Consider the following 18643-nt stretch of genomic DNA (forward strand, 5'->3'; position numbering starts at 1 on the left):
GGCCCCGAAGCGGTCGAAGAGGTCCCAGGGGTCCATGACGTTGCCCTTGGACTTGGACATCTTCGCCCCGTGCTCGTCGACGATGTGCCCGAGGCACACCACGTTGCGGTACGGCGTCCGGTCGAACACCAGGGTGTTGACCGCGAGCAGCGAGTAGAACCAGCCCCGGGTCTGATCGATGGCCTCGCAGATGAAATCGGCGGGGAACGCCTCCGAGAAGTGGTCGTCGGTGGCGAACGGGTGGTGGTGCTGTGCGGACGGCATCGAGCCAGAGTCGAACCAGGCGTCGAGCACGGGTGCCAAGCGGCTGGCGGGCGCGTCGCAGCCATCGACCGGACAGGCGAAGCCGACCTCGTCGACGTAGGGGCGGTGCAGGTCGAGCTCGGACAGGTCCTGATCGGCCAGCTCGGCCAGCTCGGCCACCGAGCCCACGCAGGTGTCGTGGCCGGCCTCGCAGCGCCATACGGGCAGCGGCGTGCCCCAGTAGCGGTCGCGGGACAGTGCCCAGTCCACGTTGCCCTCGAGCCACTTGCCGAAGCGGCCGTGCTTGAGGTGCTCCGGGTGCCAGCCGATGACCTCGTTCTCCCGAAGGAGGTCGGCGCGGCGCTCGGAGGTGCGGGCGAACCACGAGGTCTTGGCCCAGTAGAGCAGGGGCGTCCCGCAGCGCCAGCAGTGTGGGTAGGCGTGTTCGTACGCCTCCTCGGCCTCGAGGCGGCCACGGGCGGTGAGGTCCTCGATGATCCCGCGATCGGCGTCCTTGACGAACTGGCCCGCCCAGGGCGTGATCTCGGCGGTGAAGGCCCCATCGGGCCCGACCGGGTTCAGCACGGGCAGGTCGTGCGCCCGCCCGGTGGCGGCGTCCTCCTCGCCGAACGCCGGCGCGGTGTGGACGAGGCCGGACCCGTCGTCGGTGGTGACGTAGTCGGCGGTGACGACCCGGGCGCCGCGGTCGTCGAGCTCGAGCAGGGTGAACGGGCGCTCGTAGCGCCAGCCGGCCAGGTCGGCCGAGGTGTAGCGCTCGACCACCGGGGCCTCGGGGTACCGGCGCGACGCCGCGGCCTCGGCCATCACCAGGTCGGGGCGGTCGTCGTCGGTGTGGACCCGGACGTAGGCGATGTCGGGGCCGATGGCCACGCCCACGTTGGAGAGAAGTGTCCACGGCGTCGTCGTCCACACGAGGAGGTCGACCGGGTCGTCGTCGGGGCGGCCGGTGACGGGGAAGCGCACGTAGATCGAGGGATCGACGACGTCCTGGTAGCCCTGGGCCACCTCGTGCGAGGAGAGCGCGGTGCCGCACCGGGGGCAGTAGGGGGAGACGCGGTGACCCTCGTAGAGGAGGCCCTTGTCCCACATCTGCTTGACCAGCCACCACACCGACTCGACGTAGGTGTTGTCGAGCGTCCAGTAGGCGTCGGCGGTGTCGATCCACGTGCCCGATCGGTCGGTGAGGGCCGTCCAGTCCTCCACGTAGCGGTGCACCGAGGCACGGCAGCGGGCGTTGAACTCGGCGACCCCGTAGGCCTCGATGTCGGCCTTGGTGGCGAGGCCCAGCTCCTTCTCCACTTCGAGCTCGACGGGGAGGCCGTGGCAGTCCCAGCCGCCCTTGCGGGGCACCTTGCGGCCGCGCATGGTCTGGAAGCGGGGGAAGATGTCCTTGTAGACGCGTGCCCAGACGTGGTGCAGGCCCGGTCGGCCGTTGGCGGTGGGCGGTCCCTCGTAGAAGATCCAGGGCACACCGTCCTTGCGGAGGCGGGCGACCTCGGCCACCACGTCGCCGTCCGACCAGCGGGCCGCCGTACGCGCCTCGAGGGCGGGGAGGTCGAGTTGAGGATCCACGGGGCCGAACGCCATAGCGCCCTTAGAGTAAGAGGTGGCGCGCCCGGTACGGCGCGTCGGCCGCATCATTCGGTGCCGCCGACCCCGAGGAGCCACCGTGAGCAGCTCGCCGAGCGAGGAGGCGTCCCCATGAGCAGCGTGTACGAGCTGGACGACGACGGTGGGGTGCTCATCGCCGTCCACGCCCAGCCGGGTGCGGGCCGGTCGCACGTCGTGGGCCGCCACGGCGACGCGTTGAAGGTCCGTGTGGCGGTGCCCCCGGTCAACGACCGAGCCAACGCGGCCATCGCCGCGCTGCTGGCCGAGCAGTTCGGGGTGAAGGACAAGGACGTGGCGTTGGTCAGCGGCGGCAAGAGCCGACAGAAGCGCTTCCGCATCACCGGCGTCGACCCCGAGGAGGTCGACCGGCTCATCGAGGCGGCCCTCGACACCGGGAATAGCGTCCCCGGCCGTGGCGTTCGAGAGCCACGTCCACCCACGACCCAACCTTGACCTCCGACGGTCTCTGGCGTACAGTCCGGCACCTTTTGCCCGCCAGGTCCTGACCGGAGGGCGGCGCCGGAGGGCTCGACGAGGATCGGAGTTCCATGCCGAGAGCCACTGCAGCCGAAGCGAAGTCGACGCGCGCCACCAAGGGTGCGACGGCGAAGAAGACGACATCCACCAAGAAGGCGCCCGCCAAGAAGGCCGCGCCGTCCGCAAAGGAATCCCCCGTGAAGAAGGCCTCGGCCTCCAAGACGCCGGCCAAGAAGGCAGCGCCGGCCGCCAAGAAGGCGGCGCCGGCCGCCAAGAAGGCGGCGCCGGCCGCCAAGAAGGCGACCGCAGCCACCAAGACGCCCGCCGCCAAGGCGCCGGCCAAGAAGTCGGCGAAGGCCGCCCGCAAGCGGGTCACGCCCGCGGCGAAGAAGGCCCCGGCCAAGCTCGACGCCTTCCAGACCAAGCGGCGGGAGGACCTGCTGGCCGAGCGCGCCACCTACGAGCGACAGGCCGACTCGCTCCAGGCCGAGGCCGATCAGCTCGCGGCCGAGCGCGAGCCCGGTGACGTCCAGTTCGACGAGGAGTCCGGTGAAGGCGACACCCTCGCGGTCGAGCGTGAGCGTGACCTCGCCCTGAGCGCCCAGGCCCGGGCCGCCATCGACGAGATCGATGCGGCGCTCCAGCGACTCATCGACGGCACCTACGGCATCTGCGAGCGGTGCGGCAAGAACATCGGCAAGCCCCGGCTGGAGGCACTCCCGCACGCGGCGCTCTGCATCGACTGCAAAGCGGGCGGCCTCGGCCGCCTCTGAGGCGGTGCCCATGGCTGATGGCCGCGGCTCCGGCCGCCATCTCGTGCTCATGGGTTCGGTCGCGGTCGCGGTGCTCGCCGCCGACCAGCTGTCGAAGTCGTGGGCGGTCGAGCGGCTGTCCGACGGCCGAACCATCGACCTCATCGGGAGCCTCCGCTTCAACCTCGCGTTCAACAGCGGCGCCGCGTTCAGCCGCGGGACGGGCTTCGGGCCGGTGATCGCAGTCCTCGCCGTGCTGCTCATCGCCGCGCTGCTCTGGACGGGTCGATCGGCGACGTCGAAGCTGAGCGCGGTCGCCGTCGGCCTCATCGTGGGTGGGGCGGTGGGCAACCTCACCGATCGGCTGCTGCGCGACGGGCCGGGCGGGTTCCTCGGGGGTGCGGTCGTGGACTTCGTCGACCTCCAGTGGTGGCCGATCTTCAACGTCGCTGACAGCGCGGTCGTGGTCGGCGGCATCCTGCTCGTGCTCAGCGCCGGCTTCAGCGGAAGGGACCGCGACGAGTCCGATGACGCGGCGCCCTCGGGCGACGCGAGCGGCGACGCACCCGATCCTCAGGGCGCGCCGGCGGCCGGGGACGCGGACGACGGGCACCGCACCGAGCCCTCCCGGTGAGCGCGGAGGAGCAGGTCGTCCCGGAGGCCCTGGACGGCGAGCGGGTCGACCGTGTCGTGTCCTTCGTGACCGGCTGCAGCCGGTCGACCGCGGCAGCGCTCGTGGCGGCCGGATCGGTGCTGGTGGACGGGAAGCCCGTCACCACCCGGTCGACGCGGGTCGAGGCGGGCCAGGTCGTCACCGTGCCGGAGGTCGAGGACACCCCCGTCGGCTGCGAGCCGGACCCGTCGGTCGAGCTGACCATCGTGTTCGAGGACGACAGCGTGCTCGTGGTGGACAAGCCCGCCGGCCTGGTGGTGCACCCTGGCGCCGGCCATGACCGCGGCACCCTCGTGCAGGGGGCCCTGGCCCACGCCCCGGGCCTCGCGGGCGTGGGCGACCCCGCCCGGCCCGGCATCGTGCACCGCCTCGACCACGGGACGTCCGGGCTGCTGGTGGTGGCCAAGAACCCCGAGGCCTACGGGTCGCTGGTCGACCAGTTCGGCTCCCGCACCGTCGAGCGCCGCTACCTGGCGCTGGTGTGGGGCCACCCCGAGGACGAGGCCGGCCTCATCGACGCGCCGATCGGGCGGTCCGTGCGTCGCCCGACCCGCATGACCGTCTCGGCATCGGGGCGTGAGGCCCGCACCCGCTTCGAGGTCCAGGAGCGCTTCGCCCACCCCGTGGACACCGCGCTCATCGCCTGTCGGCTCGAGACGGGACGCACCCACCAGATCCGGGTGCACCTCTCCGCCATCGGCCACGCGGTCGTGGGCGACGACCAGTACGGCGGGGCGCGGCAGTCGCTCCCGACTGGGCGCCCCCTGTTGCACGCCGCCACCCTCGGCTTCAGCCACCCGGCCACGGGCGAGCACGTCGCCTTCGAATCGCCCTTGCCGCCCGACTTCAGCGAGGTGCTCGAGCGCCTGTCGTAGTGCGTTCAGACCTCGGTGAGGTCGGGCTCGGGATCGGCCTCGGGGGTGGCGAGCGCAGCGTCGTCCATCTCGGCGGTCTCGCCTGACCCTCCCGTCTCGCCCGTCTCGTCCGACCCGCCCGTCTCGTCGGCGTCGTCCGCGCCGGGCCAGGGCAGTTGGCCCTTGGTCATCCCGGCCAGGTCGGCGAGGTGGTAGGAGTCGAGGAACCGGCGCATGTGCTCACCGGCGTCGCCCCAGATGGCGAGCAGCACGCACTGGCCCTCGTGGTCGCACGCCCCGTTGGTGTGGGGCTCGCCGAAGTCACCGGCGACGATGGGTCCGTCGACCGCGCTCACGATGTCGGAGAGGCTGATCTCCTCGGGGGAGCGGGCCAGCACGTACCCGCCGCCGACGCCCCGCTTCGAGCGCACGAGACCGGCGCCCTTCAGGGCGAGGAGGATCTGCTCGAGGTACGGCTGGGGGAGGCCGGTGCGCTCGGCGATGTCGCGTACCGACGTCGGCCCCTCGCCCGCCGAGTGCAGGGCCAGCGACAGCAGCGCACGGCTGGCGTAATCACCCCGGGTCGACACCTTCACGCCCGCCATCGTAGGACCACCCGCCCGCAGAACTGGCCGACGGCGGGCGGAGGTGATGGAGTGTGAGCACGACCGGCCGCCCGAGGCCGGCCTCGAAAGGACCGAGGTGGGCGATCATCCACTTGTCCCCGACTACGGGGGCGCCTGTCTGAGCAACGTGGTCCCCGCCCTGCTCGAGCCGGGCGAGACCACGCCGTCCTGGTTGCCCTCCGTGGCGGCCGAGGCCGACCAGGTGGTCCTGCTCCTGCTCGACGGGCTCGGGTGGGACCAGCTCGAGGCCCGCCGCCATCTGGCCCCCAACCTGAGCGCCATGGCCGGCGCCGACATCCTGACCGTGGCCCCGAGCACCACCGCCACTGCCCTCACCTCCCTGGCCACCGGCACCGCCCCGGGCGAGCACGGTGTGGTGGGCTACCGGATCCTCGAGCAGGGCGACGTGCTGAACATCCTGCGGTGGAGCACCGCCTCGGGGGACGCCCGCAAGCGCATCGAGCCTCGCTCGGTGCAGTCGGCCCCGGCCTTCGGCGCCCAGCGCCCGCCCGTGGTCACCCGCGCCGAGTTCGTCGACACCGGCTTCACCCAGGCCCACCTGCACCAGGTGCGCTTCACCGGGTACCGCATGCCCTCCACCCTGGTCACCGAGGTGCGCCGCCTCGCCGGCGCCGGCGAGCCGTTCGTGTACGTGTACTACGACGGGATCGACAAGGTGTCGCACGAGTACGGCCTTCGCGAGCACTACGACGCCGAGCTGGCCTTCGCCGACCGCCTCGTGGGCGACCTCCTCGCGGCGCTCCCGGCCGGCGCCGTCCTCGTGGTCACGGCCGACCACGGTCAGGTCGACGTCGGCGACAACATCGTGGCCCCCGACCCCGAGGTGCTGAGCCACGTGCGTCAGCAGTCGGGGGAGGGGCGCTTCCGTTGGCTCCACGCCGTGCCCGGCCACGAGCACGCTCTCGCCGAGGCCGCTCGCTCCTGCCACGGCGAGCAGGCATGGGTGCGCACGCTCGCCGAGATCGAGATGGAAGGCTGGTTCGGGCCCACCCTGACCGCGGCGGCTCGGGGTCGTCTCGGCGACGTGGCCCTCGTGGCCCGGGAGGACATCTCGTTCTCCGACCCGGCCGACTCGGGCGTGTTCGAGCTCGTCGGTCGCCACGGGTCGCTCACCTCCGCCGAGATGCGCGTGCCGTTGCTCGCCGCAGCAGCCGGTTGACGCGGTAGGAAGGAGCCATGTCCGACACGCCCGACCAGCCGAGCTCCACCGACCCCGCCGTCGAGCGGGGCGAGATCGTCCTGCCTGACAGCGAGGTGCCCGCCGGTCCCGACGGCGACGACGACGGTCCCCGCGAGTCCGTCTCCGAGCCCGCCAAGGTGATGCGGGTCGGCTCGATGATCAAGCAGCTCCTCGAGGAGGTGCGCTCGACCGATCTCGACGAGCCCAGCCGCGAGCGGGTCAAGGAGATCTACGAGACGTCGGTGCGCGAGCTGGCCTCGGCGCTGTCGCCCGACCTCCAGGCCGAGCTGGACCGGCTCTCGCCGCCCTTCGGTGAGGACGAGGTGCCGAGCGAGGCGGAGCTCCGCGTGGCCAAGGCCCAGCTGGTGGGGTGGCTCGAGGGCCTCTTCCACGGCATCCAGGCCACCCTGTTCGCTCAGCAGGTGGCCGCCCGACAGCAGCTCGACGGCATGCGCGGCCAGCTCCCGCCCGGCGCCGAGCCCGAGCACGCCGGCCCGGCCGGCCAGTACCTCTAGAGATCGAGGGTGGCGCCGGCCTCGATGCCGGCGAAGCGCAGGATCTTGGCCTTGGTCGTCATCAGCAGCTCCCGCGGCGCGGCGGCGGTCGCCTCGGCGACGGCGAGGGCCTCGCCGAGCAGACGATCCGGGGCCATGACGGCCCGCAACAGGCCGAGCCGGTGGGCTTCGGCGGCGTCGATCTCGCGCCCGGTGAGACACAGGTCGCGCGCCGTGGCCCCGCCCACCAGCTCCCGCAAGGGCGAGTAGACGACCGGGCCGAACGTCCGCTCGGGGTGGGCGAAGCGGGCCGTGTCCGCCCCGATGCGCACGTCGCAGAGCACCGCGAGGTCGAAGCCGCCGGCGATGGCGGGGCCGTTGACGGCGGCCACGACGGGGAGGGGGAACCGCAGCACCGTGGCGTGGTAGCGGTCGCTCGAGGCCCAGAGGCGCTCGGCGAGTGCCGGGTCCTCGGCTGCCGCAGTGAACTCGCCGAGGTCGAACCCCGCCGAGAAGGTGGAGCCGGCGCCGGTGAGCACGACGCAGCGCACGGTCTCGTCGGCGGCGAGGACGTCGAAGGTGTCGCTCAGGGCGTCACGCAGCTCGATGGAGAGGGCGTTGCGCCGGTCCGGGCGGTCGAGGGTGAGCACGGCCACGCCGTCGGCGGGTCGCTCCTCACGGAGGGGGCGGGACATCGGAGGCAGCGTTCCTCTCGTTCGGCTACCGTGGCGAATCACACGGATGTAACTCATCCCCAGGCTGGGGATGACGCTTGTGGACCGTGTGTGGACAGCAGTATCGGCCATTTTGGCCACCGCACCAGTGCCAAAGGAGCCCCCGTCGGGTGCCTGATTCCTTCACCCACCTCCACACCCACACCGAATTCTCGATGCTCGACGGTGCGTCCCGCATCGGCGAGGTGGTGGCCGCGGCCGCCGCCGACGGACAGCCCGCCCTCGGCATCACCGACCACGGCAACATGTACGGCGTCCTGGACTTCTACCGGGAATGCCGTGACCAGGGCATCAAGCCCATCATCGGCAGCGAGCTCTACCAGGCCTACGACAGCCGCCACGAGCGCCCGCCCCGCCGTGGGCGCCAGGACGACTCCGGTGGCGACACCGAGGGTGGCCGCAAGCTCTACTACCACCTGATCGCCCTGGCGGAGAACAACACCGGGTACAAGAACCTCATCCAGCTGGCCAGCCGGGCCTTCCTCGAGGGGTACTACTACAAGCCCCGGGTCGACTGGGAGCTGCTCGAGAGCCACAGCGAGGGCGTCATCGTCACCACGGGCTGCCTCGGCGGCCACGTGCTGCAGTCCCTGCTCCAGGACGACTTCGAGTCCGCACTGAAGAAGGCCGGCCGCCTCCAGGACATCTTCGGCCGCGACAACGTGTTCGTCGAGCTCCAGGACCACGGCATCCCCGAGCAGACCCGGACCAACCCCCAGCTCATCGAGATCGCCCGCCAGCTCGACGCGCCGCTGCTGGCCACCAACGACAGCCACTACACCCACCGCGACGACGCCAAGGCGCACGACGCGCTGCTCTGCGTCCAGACCGGGGCGCTGGTGAGCGACCCCGACCGCTTCAAGTTCCACGGCGACGGCCACTACCTCAAGAGCGCGGCCGAGATGCGCACCCTCTTCCGCGAGGTGCCCGAGGCCTGCGACAACAGCCTCTGGATCGCCGAGCGCTGCGAGGTCGAGATCGACTTCGGCAAGCCGCAGCTGCCGGTGTTCCCCCTGCCCCCCGAGTTCGCCCCCGACCTCTCGGGCGTCGAGCTGGGACTGCTCGACGAGTCCGCCGCCGACGCCCTGCGCGAGAAGGCCGCGGCCGAGTACCTCAAGCACCTCACCTTCGAGGGCGCCAAGGAGCGATGGGGGTGGCCCCTTCCCGACAAGGTCGTCGAGCGCATCGCCTACGAGCTCGAGACCATCAACAACATGGGGTTCTCGCAGTACTTCCTGATCACGTGGGACCTCATCCGCCACGCCCGGGACGCCAACATCCGGGTGGGCCCGGGTCGAGGCAGCGCCGCTGGCTGCTGCGTGGCCTACTGCCTGCGCATCACCGACCTCGATCCCATCAAGTACGACCTGCTCTTCGAGCGCTTCCTCAACCCGTCGCGCATCTCCATGCCCGACATCGACATGGACTTCGACTCCCGCTACCGGGACGAGATGATCCGCTACGCCGCGGAGCGCTACGGCCGCACCCACGTGGCCCAGATCGTCACCTTCTCCACCATCAAGGCGCGCGCGGCCGTGCGCGACGCCGCCCGGGTGCTCGGCTACCCGTACGTCGTGGGCGACAAGATCGCCAAGCTGATGCCACCGCTCATCATGGGGCGCGACACCCCCCTGTGGGCCTGCCTCGACGAGCACGAGAAGTACACCGACGGCTTCAAGATGGCCGGCGACCTCCGGGCGCTGTACGAGACCGACGCCGACGCCAAGTCGGTCATCGACGTGGCCCGCGGCCTCGAGAACCTGCGGCGCCAGGACGGCATCCACGCGGCCGCGGTGGTGATCACCAAGGACGAGCTGACCGACTACCTGCCCATCCAGCGCAAGCCCGAATCGGGCCAGGAGCCCGAGGACGCCCCCGTCGTCACCCAGTACGAGATGCACGGCGTCGAGGACCTCGGCCTGCTCAAGATGGACTTCCTCGGCCTGCGCAACCTCGACGTCCTGTCCGACACCGTCGAGATGGTCAAGGAGATCCGCGGCGTCGACCTCGACATCGACGATCTCCCCCTCGACGACGAGAAGACCTTCACCATGCTCCAGGCAGGGGACTCGATCGGCGTGTTCCAGCTCGAGGGCGGCCCCATGCGCGCCCTCATGCGCTCGCTCGCCCCCACCTCGTTCGACGACGTCGCCGCCCTCGTGGCCCTCTACCGGCCAGGACCCATGTCGGCGAACATGCACAACGACTACGCCGACCGCAAGAACGGCCGCAAGGACATCACCTACGAGCACCCCGACCTCGAGGCCATCCTGGGCGACACCTACGGGCTCATGATCTACCAGGAGTCGGTGATGCGGGTGGCGCAGAACATCGCCGGCTTCTCGCTGGCGGAGGCCGACAACCTGCGCAAGGCCTGCGGCAAGAAGAAGCGCGAGCTCATCGTCAAGGAGCGCGAGAAGTTCGTGGCCGGCTGCGAGCAGCAGGGCTACGGCGAGCAGCTCGGCACCACGTTGTTCGACATCATCGAGCCCTTCGCCGACTACGCGTTCAACAAGAGCCATGCGTACGGCTACGGCCTGGTGGCGTACCAGACCGCCTACCTCAAGGCGCACTACCCGGTCGAGTACCTGGCCGCGTTGCTCACCAGCGTCAAGACGTCGCTCGAGAAGGCCGCGGTCTACCTGAACGAGTGCCGCCAGATGGGCATCCCCGTCCTGGTGCCCGACGTCAACGTGTCCCAGTCCAACTTCACCGCGTTGGTGGATCGCACCGAGCCGTCACCGGTCGAGGGAGAGCCGCCGCGGCCGCTGCCCGACGCCATCCCCTTCGGGCTGTCCGCGGTGCGCAACGTCGGCGAGGGCCTGGTCGCCCTCATCGTCGAGGAGCGCGAGGCCAACGGGCCCTTCGCCGACTTCTACGACTTCTGCGAGCGCGTCGACACCGCGGTGCTCAACAAGCGCACCATCGAGTCGCTCATCAAGGCCGGCGGGTTCGACTCGATGGGCCACCCCCGCAAGGGGCTGCTCACGGTCTACGAGCGCATCGTCGACATCACCGTGGCCCGGCGCCGCGAGCGCGACATGGGCGTGATGACCCTCTTCGGGGAGGCCAGTGACGACGGCGGCACCGGCTTCGACGAGCGCCCCAAGATCCCCGACCTGCACTTCGACAAGCGCCAGCAGCTGGCCTTCGAGAAGGAGATGCTCGGGCTCTACGTCAGCGACCATCCGCTGATGGGGGCCGAGGCGTCCCTGCGCCGGCGCACCGACGCCGGCCTCGACGAGCTCGCCGAGATGGACGACGGCACCATGCGCACCTTCGGTGGCGTCGTCACGGCCCTCCAGAAGAAGTGGACCAAGAAGGGCGACCTCATGGCGGTGTTCACCCTGGAGGACCTGCGTTCGTCCACCGAGGTCATGGTCTTCCCGAAGACCATGCTCGAGCACGGCCACAAGCTCGCCGACGACGTGGTCGTCTGCGTCAAGGGGAGGGTCGACAAGCGCGACGACACCCCCAAGCTCATCGCGATGGACATCGACGTGTTCGAGCCGGTCACCACCGCACCGGCGCTGCGCATCGCCCTCAGCCCCAACGGCCTCCAGCCGGGCCTCGTCGAGCGGCTGAAAGACCTCCTGCACGAGCACCCCGGCGATTCCGAGGTCTTCATCGCCCTCAGCCCGCGTCAGACCGTGCGCCTGCCCCCGGACTTCTGCGTCGAGACCTCCAACACCTTGTTGGCCGAGCTGCGGGTGCTCCTGGGCCCCGACGCCGTCATCGTCTGAGGCCGGATCGACCCCCGCTGACGACACGTCGGCCTGCCGCGTCTGACGCGCTGCTGTCGCTGCCCATCGGCCGCGAGTTGCGCTTGCCCTCGGATCACGCTGGACTAGAGGGGACCGTTCCACAGCACGTCGGGGGCTCAGCAGCGCATGGCCATTGAGGTTGAGACGAAGGATTGCACCGCACTGAGCGACGCCGAGCTGGCGGAGATGGCCGACATCTGTGCCGACGGGCCGAGCCGCTTCGAGGCCGGGCTGCTCTCGAAGCAGGCCGAGGAGTGGGTGCTGATCACGATGACCCGGGAGGGGAGCCGCCTGAAGGGCTTCTCCTTCAGCACCCTCGAGCGCATCGGCGGCACCCCCAGCGTGCTCATCGGGCTCGCCTCGGTGCGGCGCACGTCCAAGCGTGACTCGGTGCTGCGCGCCATCATGGCCGACCAGCTGCGCCGGGCCGTGTTGGCCTTCCCGGACGAGGACGTGCTCGTGGGCACCCGCCTATTCGACGCGTCGGGCTTCGAGGCCTTCAAGAACCTCGACGACGTGGTGCCCCGGCCCGACTACAAGCCCTCGGGTGAGGACCGGGCGTGGGGACGGCGCCTCGCCAAGCGCTTCGGCATCGACACCGACAGCTACGACGACCGCACCTTCCTCGCCGTGGGCGACGGCACCTTCCCGTGTGTGCTCGACCACGAGAGCCTGAAGCCCGAGGCCATCCCGGCCGACGTGGCGGCCTTCTTCGGCGACCACCAGGCGGACCGGGGCGACTCGCTCGTGGCCTTCGGCTGGGCCATGGCCGAAGACCTCGCCAAGCTCGCCTGAGCGGCATCCTCCGGCCCCGGTGGAGTTCCGGGAGGTCGTGACCGGCCGGCGCATGTGCCGGTCCTTCGCCCCTGACCCGATCGCGCCCGACCTGCTCGACCGCGTCCTCGACGCCGGTCGGCGCGCCCCGGCGGCGGGCAACACCGCCGGCACCCACCTCGTCGTCCTGGAGGGTCCCGAGCAGACGGCCCGGTACTGGGACGTCACCTTGCCGGTCGAGCGTCGGGAGGCCTTCCGGTGGCCCCGCCTGCTGGACGCCCCGGTGCTGGTCCTGCCCCTCGCCGAGCCCGGGGCCTATGTGGCCCGCTACGCCGAGGAGGACAAGGCCCGCACCGGGCTGGGCGCGGGGGAAGCGGCGTGGCCCACGCCGTACTGGACGGTCGACACCGCCTTCGCGGCCATGAGCATCCTGCTGGCCGCCGAGGACGAGGGCCTCGGGGCGCTGTTCTTCGGGATCTTCCGCCACGCCGACGCGGTGCTGTCCACACTCGGCGTCCCTCCGGGCCTCGAGCCCATCGGCGCCATCGCCCTCGGCCACCCGGCCGGCGACGACGCCCCGGGGCGCTCGGCGGGCCGGGGTCGTCCGACGCTGGAGGACTACGTCCACCGGGGGGGCTGGTAGGCGTGCTGTTCCCGCAGGCGCTGCACGAGGGGCTGCGCTCGGGGGCCATCACGCTGACGGTGCGGCGCTGGACCCGCCCGCAGGCCAAGGTCGGAGGCCGGTACAAGAGCGGCGGTGGTCTGCTCGAGGTGGACGCCATCGAGCAGGTGCCGGCGTCGGCCATCAGCGATGACGACGCCCGCCGGTGTGGGTCCGTCGACCGGGCCGCCCTCTTCGCCGCCATCGGGGTCGACTCCGAGGACGACCTGGTGTACCGCATCGAGCTGCACCGGGTGGGGGAGGTGCCGGTGGACGCGCTGCCCCTGGACGACGACCTCAGCGCCGAGGACGTGGCCGACCTGACCCGCCGCCTGGATCGGATGGGGGAGTGGGCCCTCGAGACCCTGGAGCTGATCGAGGCCCATCCCGCCCGTCGGGCCGGCGACCTCGCCGACCTGCTGGGCCGAGAGCGCCTGCCCTTCAAGGCCGACGTGCGCAAGCTGAAGAAGCTCGGCCTCACCCAGAGCCTGGAGGTGGGGTACCGCCTCTCGCCCCGCGGCGAGGCCTACCTCCGCCTCCGCCCCTGAGCCAAGCTCCCACCCTGCAACGGTGTCTGGCACCGTTGCACTTGGGCGGGAGCGCGTGCGTTCAGGGGGAGCCGGTGGTGCCGTCGAGCTGCGCCGCCAGCGCCTCGGGGTCGGTGACGGGGAGCAGGCAGGCGAAATCGCGGCACACGTGGGCGGCGCCTTCGGCGCGGTCGGCCCACAGCGGCGAGTCGTAGGGCTCACCCCAGGCCAGCACGGCGTCGGGGAGGTAGCGACCGTGGGCGACGGCCACGAGGTCGGGGCGGTCGCCGGTGACCACGATCTCCGTGGTGCCGCCGTCGGCGAGGTCCACGGCGGCGAGCAGATGGGCGAAGGCGGCGGCGTAGCGGCCGGCCAGGGGCCCGAAGAGGCGCAGGATGCCCGCGACGGCGTCGAGGTAGCGGGCCTCGCCGGTGAGGGCGGCGAGGCGGAGCAGGGCCAGCGCGGCGGCGCTGTTGGCGGACGGGGTCGCGTTGTCCTGGAAGTCCTTCTGGCGGGCGATGAGGGCCTCGGCGTCGCGGCCGGTGGTGAACACGCCGCCGGCCTCGTCGTCCCAGAACAGGTCGAGCAGGGCGTCGGCGACCGACCGGGCCTCGGCGATCCAACGGGCGTCGCCGCTGGCCTCGGCCAGGCGGGTGAAGCCGTCCACGAGGGCGGCGTGGTCGGCGGCGTAGGCCAGGTGCTGCGCCCGGGCCGGCCGTCCGTCGGCGCCCGCCTGCCAGGAGCGCAGCCAGCGGCCATCCTCGCCCCGCAGGTGGGCGAGCAGGAACTCGGCGGTCTGCACGGCGTCGGCCAGCCAGCGCTCGTCACCCGTCGCGGCGGCGGCCTCGGCGAGGGTGGCCAGCATGAGGCCGTTCCACTCGGTGAGCACCTTGTCGTCGAGGCCCGGCCGGACCCGCTGATTGCGGGCCTCGAGGAGCGCGGCGCGGCCCCGCTCGACGGCCTCGGGACGGATCAGATCGCCGCGGGCGGGTCGGTGGAGGATGTTCGAGCCCTCGAAGTTGCCGTTGCGGGTGACCCCGTACCACTCGATGACGGCGGCGGCGGTCTCGGGGTCGAGCACGGCCTCGATCTCCTCGGCCCGCCAGACGTAGAACTTGCCCTCCTCGCCCTCGGAGTCGGCGTCCTCGGCCGAGTGGAAGCCGCCGGCGGGGTCGCGCAGGTCGCGGCGCACGTAGTCGATGGTCTCGTCGAGCACCTGGCGGTAGCGCTCCTCGCCCGTCACCTGCCAGGCGTGGAGGTAGGCCCGGGCGAGCAGGGCCTGGTCGTAGAGCATCTTCTCGAAGTGCGGCACCATCCAGAAGTTGTCCACCGAGTAGCGGGCGAAGCCGCCCCCGAGGTGGTCGTAGATGCCGCCCGAGGCCATGGCGTCGAGCGAGGTGGTCACCCCCTCGAGCAGCGCCGGGTCGCCGGCGCGGTGGTGGACCCGCAGCAGCAACTCGAGACTCATGCTCTGCGGGAACTTGGGCTGGCCGCCGAAGCCGCCCCACTCGCGGTCGTGCTGCTCGACGAGCTGGTCGACGGCGGCGGTGACCACCTCCCGGCCGGGGAGGTCGTCGGCGGCGGCGAGCTGGACGCTGCGGCTGAGGGCCTCGGTGAGCTGCTCTGCATTGGACCGCAGCTCGTCGCGCTCGTCCCGCCAATGCTCGGCGACGGCCAGGCAGAGGTCGGTGAACGCCGGCATCCCGTGGCGGGCCTCGTTCGGGAAGTAGGTGCCGCCGAAGAAGGGGCGTCCGTCGGGCATCAGGAAGACGGTCATGGGCCACCCGCCCTGGCCGGTGAGCTGCTGGACGGCGTCCATGTAGACGGCGTCGACGTCGGGGCGCTCCTCGCGGTCGACCTTCACGTTGACGAACAGCTCGTTCATGACCGCCGCGGTGGCCGGGTCCTCGAAGGACTCGTGGGCCATGACGTGGCACCAGTGGCAGGCGGAGTAGCCCACCGAGAGCAGGATGGGCTTGTCCTCGGCCGTAGCTCGGGCGAAGGCCTCCTCGCCCCACGGGTACCAGTCGACCGGGTTGTCGCGGTGCTGGCGCAGGTAGGGGCTGGTCTCGTCGGCGAGGCGGTTCGACACGACCTCAGGCTAGGAGGAGGGCCACTCAGAGCTGCGATCGGCGGATCTTGCCGATCGCCGTGCGCGGCAGTGCCGTGTGGAGCACCAGTTCGCGGGGGGCCATGAACGCCGGCAGGGTCGCCTTCGCGAGGGCGCGGAGCTGATCGAGCGTCGGGGGTGCTGCGGGGTCGGCGGGGACGACGTGGGCGACCACCCGGTGACCCCACTCCGGGTCGGGGGCACCGGCGACGGCCACGTCGGCGATGCCCGGGGCGACCCGAAGGGCCTCCTCGACGGCGACGGGCCAGACCTTCTCACCGCCGGTGACGATGACGTCGCCGGTGCGGCCGTGCACCCGCAGGACCCCGTCGGCATCGAGCTCGCCGGCGTCACCGGTGGGCAGCCAGCCGTCGGCGCCCTTGGGGTCGGTGCCGTCGCGATACGCCCGCAGCAGCATCGGCCCACGCAGCTGGACCTCGCCGTCGACGACCCGCAGCTCGACGCCGTCGAGGGGCACGCCGTCGTAGGCCACCGTGCTCCCCGTCTCGGTCATGGCGTAGCTGGCCACGACGTTCGGAGGCAGGTCGGCGGGCGGGGCGCTTCCGCCGACCACGATGCACTCGAACAACGAGGCGTCGATGCGTCCCAGTGCGGTGGGGACGAGCGAGGCGTGGGTGGCGCCCGCCCGGGCGGCGGCCTCGACCGCGGACGCGTCGAAGCGGCCGTGCACGACGACCGGGGTGCCGGTGACGAGGCCGCGCATCACCACCGCCAACCCGGCGACGTGGGCGAGGGGCAGGCAGGACAGCCACCGGTGGCGGGCGGGGTCGATGCCCAGCCCCTGGTGGACCGCGAGCGCGGAGGCGGCCACGGCGTCGTGGGTCAACACGACGCCCTTGGGCTCGCCGGTCGACCCGCTGGTCGGGACGACCACGGCGTCGCCCTCCTCGACCGGCCTCCCCGGGCGCCGGGAGGTCGTGCCGTCGGCGGTGATCACGACGGTGGGCTCGAGGCGGTCCAGGAGTCGCTCGACCGCCGGGGGCGGCAAGCGGGGGTCGATCGGGAGGAGCGCGTCGCCGGCGGCCCAGGTGCGGCGCAACACGTCGGCGAAGGCGTCGCCGCCCACCGTTTCCACGGCCTCGACCGCCACCAACTCGCGCACCCCCCGAGGCTACGAGTAGAACGGTGCGCCATGAACAAGTGGGTGGCCGGCGCACGGCCTCGGACCCTGCCGGCGGCCATCGTCCCGGTGGCGGTGGGTACCGCGGCGGCCGTGGGGCGCGTGCCGGGCGGGCTGATCTGGTGGCGGGCCGGCGCCGCGATGGTCGTCGCCCTCGCCATCCAGGTGGCCACCAACTACGCCAACGACTACTCCGACGGCATCCGCGGCACCGACAGCGAGGCCCGGGTCGGCCCCATGCGCCTCGTCGGCTCCGGTGCGGCGTCGCCGGGTGCGGTGAAGCGGGCGGCGTTCCTGTCGTTTGGCGTGGCCGCGGTCGCCGGCCTCGCGTTGACCGTCGCGGTGGGCCCGATCCTGCTGGTCGTCGGGGCGGCGTCCTTCCTTGCGGGCTGGTTCTACACGGGCGGGCCTCGCCCCTACGGCTACGCCGGTCTCGGTGAGGTCTTCGTCTTCGTGTTCTTCGGCCTGGTGGCCACCGTCGGCTCCGCCTACGTGCAGACCGAGGAGCTGTTCTGGCTCGCCTTCGGGGTGGCCGTTCCCGTCGGCTTCCTCGCCACGGCGCTCCTGGTGGTCAACAACCTCCGCGACATCCCCAGCGACACCGCCGCCGGCAAGGTCACCCTGGCCGTCCGCCTCGGCGACCTGCGCACCCGCTGGTTCTACGTGATCCTGCTGATCGGTGCGTTCCTGTGCCTGATCCCCGTGGCCAGCCAGGGCGAGATCGGCGCGGTCGTGGCCTTCGCCGCCGTCCCCTTCGGGCGCAAGCCCGTCGAGCAGGTGCTCGGCGGCGTCACCGGGCCGGCGCTCATCCCCGTGCTGGGCGCCACCGGCCGCATCCAGATGGTCTTCGGGGCCTTCCTCACCCTCGGTCTCGCCCTCTCCTCCTGACCAGGTGGATCCGTTCTGGGTCCACGCTGGTGGCTTCAGTGGCGTCGTGGTGGTCCGGGAACGGGGGGTGGGCCCGTCAGCGCCCGTGGACGGCCAGCCAGGGGCGGAGCGCCGCCAGGAAGGCGTCGGGCGCCTCCAGGTGGGTGGTGTGGCCGGCGCCGGGGAGGATCGCGAGGGTGGCGTTGGCGCCGACGGCGTCGGCCAGGCGGTGGGCGAGGGCGGTGAACTTGGCATCGTCGGCGCCGGCGACGACGAGCACTGGCATCGACAGCTCGGCGAGGCGGTCCCACGACGGCTGCTGGGTGCCGGTGCCGGCGAGGCGCAGGCTGGCGGCGAGGCCGGCCGCGGTGTTGGTGCGGCGCTCGGCGTCGAAGCGGCCTTCGGGCGGAAGTCCGGTGAACAAGGGGAGGGAGAGCCAGTGGTCGAGGAAGGCGTCGACGCCTGCGGCCTCGATCCGTTCGGCGAGCGCCTCGTCCGACGCCCTCCGGGCGGCCCGTTCCTCCTCGTCCTCGATGCCGGCGGTGGCGCTGATCAGCACCAGGGCCTCGACCGCGTGGGGATGGCGCAGGGCGGTCTCGAGGCACATGCGCCCGCCCATCGAGTAGCCGACGAAGGTGCCGGGCCCGAACGTAGCGAGCAGGTCGGCCGTGGCGGGCAGGTCGGCGTCGACCGCGGCGGACCCCCCGTGGCCGGGCGCGTCGACTCGGACCACCTTGTGGTCGGCAGCCAGGTCGGCGGCCACGGGTCCCCAGCAGCGCTCGGTCTGGGTGAACCCGTGCACGAGCACGAGGCGGGTGCCCGCGCCGTGGGTCTCGTGCGCCAGGGCCTGGTCGCTCATCGCGGCGCCGCCTGCTCCCCGAGAACAGAGGGACGGCAGGCCCAAGCGGTCTGGAGGCCGGCGCCCCGGCTTTGGGAAGCGTGAGGCCGCCGCCGGCGGTTTGAGCGTTCCGAGATCGGCGCGAGGGGCGCCGGCAGGGTCACTCTGCGGATGCCGGCCCGGTTCTCGGAAGCGTGAGGCCGCCTCCGGCGGCGCGATTGTTCCCAGAACGGGGCGCGCACGAGGGACGGGGCGGCGGCGGGCATCGACCGCAA

At 72.0% G+C, this 18643-nt stretch carries 17 protein-coding genes; 11 read left to right on the plus strand and 6 right to left on the minus strand.

Going from position 1 to position 18643, the window contains the following annotated elements:
- Positions 1 to 1851, minus strand: a 1851-nt coding sequence (locus JNK12_05585; GenBank protein ID MBL8775378.1) for an isoleucine--tRNA ligase, incomplete at its 3' end; no start/stop codon positions are given.
- 114 nt (positions 1852 to 1965) lie between these two features.
- On the opposite strand from JNK12_05585, the gene JNK12_05590 reads away from it, so the two are divergent.
- The 4 genes from JNK12_05590 to JNK12_05605 all read left to right on the plus strand — a co-directional run bounded on the left by JNK12_05590 (position 1966) and on the right by JNK12_05605 (position 4652).
- Positions 1966 to 2328, plus strand: a complete 363-nt coding sequence (locus tag JNK12_05590) for a YggU family protein (protein MBL8775379.1) — start codon at positions 1966 to 1968, stop codon at positions 2326 to 2328.
- Between the two features lie 95 nt (positions 2329 to 2423).
- A complete protein-coding gene (locus tag JNK12_05595; GenBank protein ID MBL8775380.1) occupies positions 2424 to 3125 on the plus strand; it encodes a TraR/DksA C4-type zinc finger protein in 702 nt (233 codons plus the stop codon).
- Between the two features lie 10 nt (positions 3126 to 3135).
- A complete protein-coding gene (gene lspA, locus JNK12_05600) occupies positions 3136 to 3738 on the plus strand; it encodes a signal peptidase II (protein MBL8775381.1) in 603 nt (200 codons plus the stop codon).
- On the plus strand, positions 3735 to 4652 hold the full coding sequence (locus tag JNK12_05605; protein ID MBL8775382.1) for an RluA family pseudouridine synthase: 918 nt from the start codon (positions 3735 to 3737) through the stop codon (positions 4650 to 4652). The genes lspA and JNK12_05605 overlap by 4 nt, the downstream gene beginning before the upstream one ends.
- Positions 4653 to 4657: 5 nt before the next feature.
- On the opposite strand, the gene JNK12_05610 is transcribed toward JNK12_05605, so the two are convergent.
- Positions 4658 to 5227: an Rrf2 family transcriptional regulator gene (locus JNK12_05610; GenBank protein ID MBL8775383.1), complete on the minus strand. Its 570-nt coding sequence runs from the start codon at positions 5225 to 5227 to the stop codon at positions 4658 to 4660.
- A gap of 55 nt (positions 5228 to 5282) precedes the next feature.
- Between JNK12_05610 and JNK12_05615 the strand changes: the two genes are divergently transcribed.
- Together JNK12_05615 and JNK12_05620 are read left to right on the plus strand one after the other, a co-directional pair.
- Positions 5283 to 6437 carry an alkaline phosphatase family protein gene (locus JNK12_05615; GenBank protein ID MBL8775384.1) on the plus strand — a complete coding sequence of 385 codons (1155 nt, stop codon included), beginning with the start codon at positions 5283 to 5285 and terminating at the stop codon, positions 6435 to 6437.
- Positions 6438 to 6454: 17 nt separating this feature from the next.
- Positions 6455 to 6973 carry a bacterial proteasome activator family protein gene (locus JNK12_05620; protein MBL8775385.1) on the plus strand — a complete coding sequence of 173 codons (519 nt, stop codon included), beginning with the start codon at positions 6455 to 6457 and terminating at the stop codon, positions 6971 to 6973.
- Here the strand turns inward: JNK12_05620 and JNK12_05625 are convergent.
- Positions 6970 to 7647 carry an enoyl-CoA hydratase/isomerase family protein gene (locus JNK12_05625; GenBank protein MBL8775386.1) on the minus strand — a complete coding sequence of 226 codons (678 nt, stop codon included), beginning with the start codon at positions 7645 to 7647 and terminating at the stop codon, positions 6970 to 6972. The genes JNK12_05620 and JNK12_05625 overlap by 4 nt on opposite strands.
- A 149-nt stretch (positions 7648 to 7796) precedes the next feature.
- Here JNK12_05625 and dnaE point away from each other — a divergent pair, with 149 nt between their 5' ends.
- From dnaE to JNK12_05645, 4 genes are all read left to right on the plus strand, one after another.
- Positions 7797 to 11429, plus strand: a complete 3633-nt coding sequence (gene dnaE, locus JNK12_05630) for a DNA polymerase III subunit alpha (GenBank protein ID MBL8775387.1) — start codon at positions 7797 to 7799, stop codon at positions 11427 to 11429.
- A gap of 147 nt (positions 11430 to 11576) precedes the next feature.
- The gene (locus tag JNK12_05635) at positions 11577 to 12245 is read left to right on the plus strand and encodes a hypothetical protein (protein MBL8775388.1); all 669 of its coding nucleotides are present in this window, start codon (positions 11577 to 11579) and stop codon (positions 12243 to 12245) included.
- A gap of 19 nt (positions 12246 to 12264) precedes the next feature.
- Positions 12265 to 12867, plus strand: a complete 603-nt coding sequence (locus JNK12_05640; protein MBL8775389.1) for a nitroreductase family protein — start codon at positions 12265 to 12267, stop codon at positions 12865 to 12867.
- Positions 12868 to 12869: 2 nt separating this feature from the next.
- Complete coding sequence (locus JNK12_05645; GenBank protein ID MBL8775390.1) at positions 12870 to 13433, plus strand: hypothetical protein; 564 nt, start codon at positions 12870 to 12872, stop codon at positions 13431 to 13433.
- Positions 13434 to 13494: 61 nt separating this feature from the next.
- Here JNK12_05645 and JNK12_05650 read toward each other — a convergent pair whose 3' ends face one another.
- Positions 13495 to 15504: a thioredoxin domain-containing protein gene (locus JNK12_05650; GenBank protein MBL8775391.1), complete on the minus strand. Its 2010-nt coding sequence runs from the start codon at positions 15502 to 15504 to the stop codon at positions 13495 to 13497.
- Between the two features lie 25 nt (positions 15505 to 15529).
- On the minus strand, positions 15530 to 16645 hold the full coding sequence (locus JNK12_05655) for an AMP-binding protein (GenBank protein ID MBL8775392.1): 1116 nt from the start codon (positions 16643 to 16645) through the stop codon (positions 15530 to 15532).
- A 30-nt stretch (positions 16646 to 16675) separates the two neighbouring features.
- On the opposite strand from JNK12_05655, the gene JNK12_05660 reads away from it, so the two are divergent.
- On the plus strand, positions 16676 to 17551 hold the full coding sequence (locus JNK12_05660; GenBank protein ID MBL8775393.1) for a 1,4-dihydroxy-2-naphthoate polyprenyltransferase: 876 nt from the start codon (positions 16676 to 16678) through the stop codon (positions 17549 to 17551).
- A 76-nt stretch (positions 17552 to 17627) separates the two neighbouring features.
- Here JNK12_05660 and JNK12_05665 read toward each other — a convergent pair whose 3' ends face one another.
- The gene (locus JNK12_05665) at positions 17628 to 18389 is read right to left on the minus strand and encodes an alpha/beta fold hydrolase (GenBank protein ID MBL8775394.1); all 762 of its coding nucleotides are present in this window, start codon (positions 18387 to 18389) and stop codon (positions 17628 to 17630) included.
- Positions 18390 to 18643: the final 254 nt, after the last annotated feature.

This window comes from Acidimicrobiales bacterium (genome assembly GCA_016794585.1).
GTDB lineage: Bacteria > Actinomycetota > Acidimicrobiia > Acidimicrobiales > DATDAH01 > JAEUJM01.

Excerpts from the sequence above, each read along its gene's own strand:
- JNK12_05595 (MBL8775380.1), top strand. The coding sequence starts at position 2,424 with ATGCCGAGAGCCACTGCAGCCGAAGCGAAGTCGACGCGCGCCACCAAG.
- JNK12_05665 (MBL8775394.1), bottom strand. The coding sequence starts at position 18,389 with ATGAGCGACCAGGCCCTGGCGCACGAGACCCACGGCGCGGGCACCCGC.
- JNK12_05635 (MBL8775388.1), top strand. The coding sequence starts at position 11,577 with ATGGCCATTGAGGTTGAGACGAAGGATTGCACCGCACTGAGCGACGCC.
- JNK12_05620 (MBL8775385.1), top strand. The coding sequence starts at position 6,455 with ATGTCCGACACGCCCGACCAGCCGAGCTCCACCGACCCCGCCGTCGAG.
- lspA (MBL8775381.1), top strand. The coding sequence starts at position 3,136 with ATGGCTGATGGCCGCGGCTCCGGCCGCCATCTCGTGCTCATGGGTTCG.
- JNK12_05615 (MBL8775384.1), top strand. The coding sequence starts at position 5,283 with ATGGAGTGTGAGCACGACCGGCCGCCCGAGGCCGGCCTCGAAAGGACC.
- JNK12_05625 (MBL8775386.1), bottom strand. The coding sequence starts at position 7,647 with ATGTCCCGCCCCCTCCGTGAGGAGCGACCCGCCGACGGCGTGGCCGTG.
- JNK12_05590 (MBL8775379.1), top strand. The coding sequence starts at position 1,966 with ATGAGCAGCGTGTACGAGCTGGACGACGACGGTGGGGTGCTCATCGCC.
- JNK12_05660 (MBL8775393.1), top strand. The coding sequence starts at position 16,676 with ATGAACAAGTGGGTGGCCGGCGCACGGCCTCGGACCCTGCCGGCGGCC.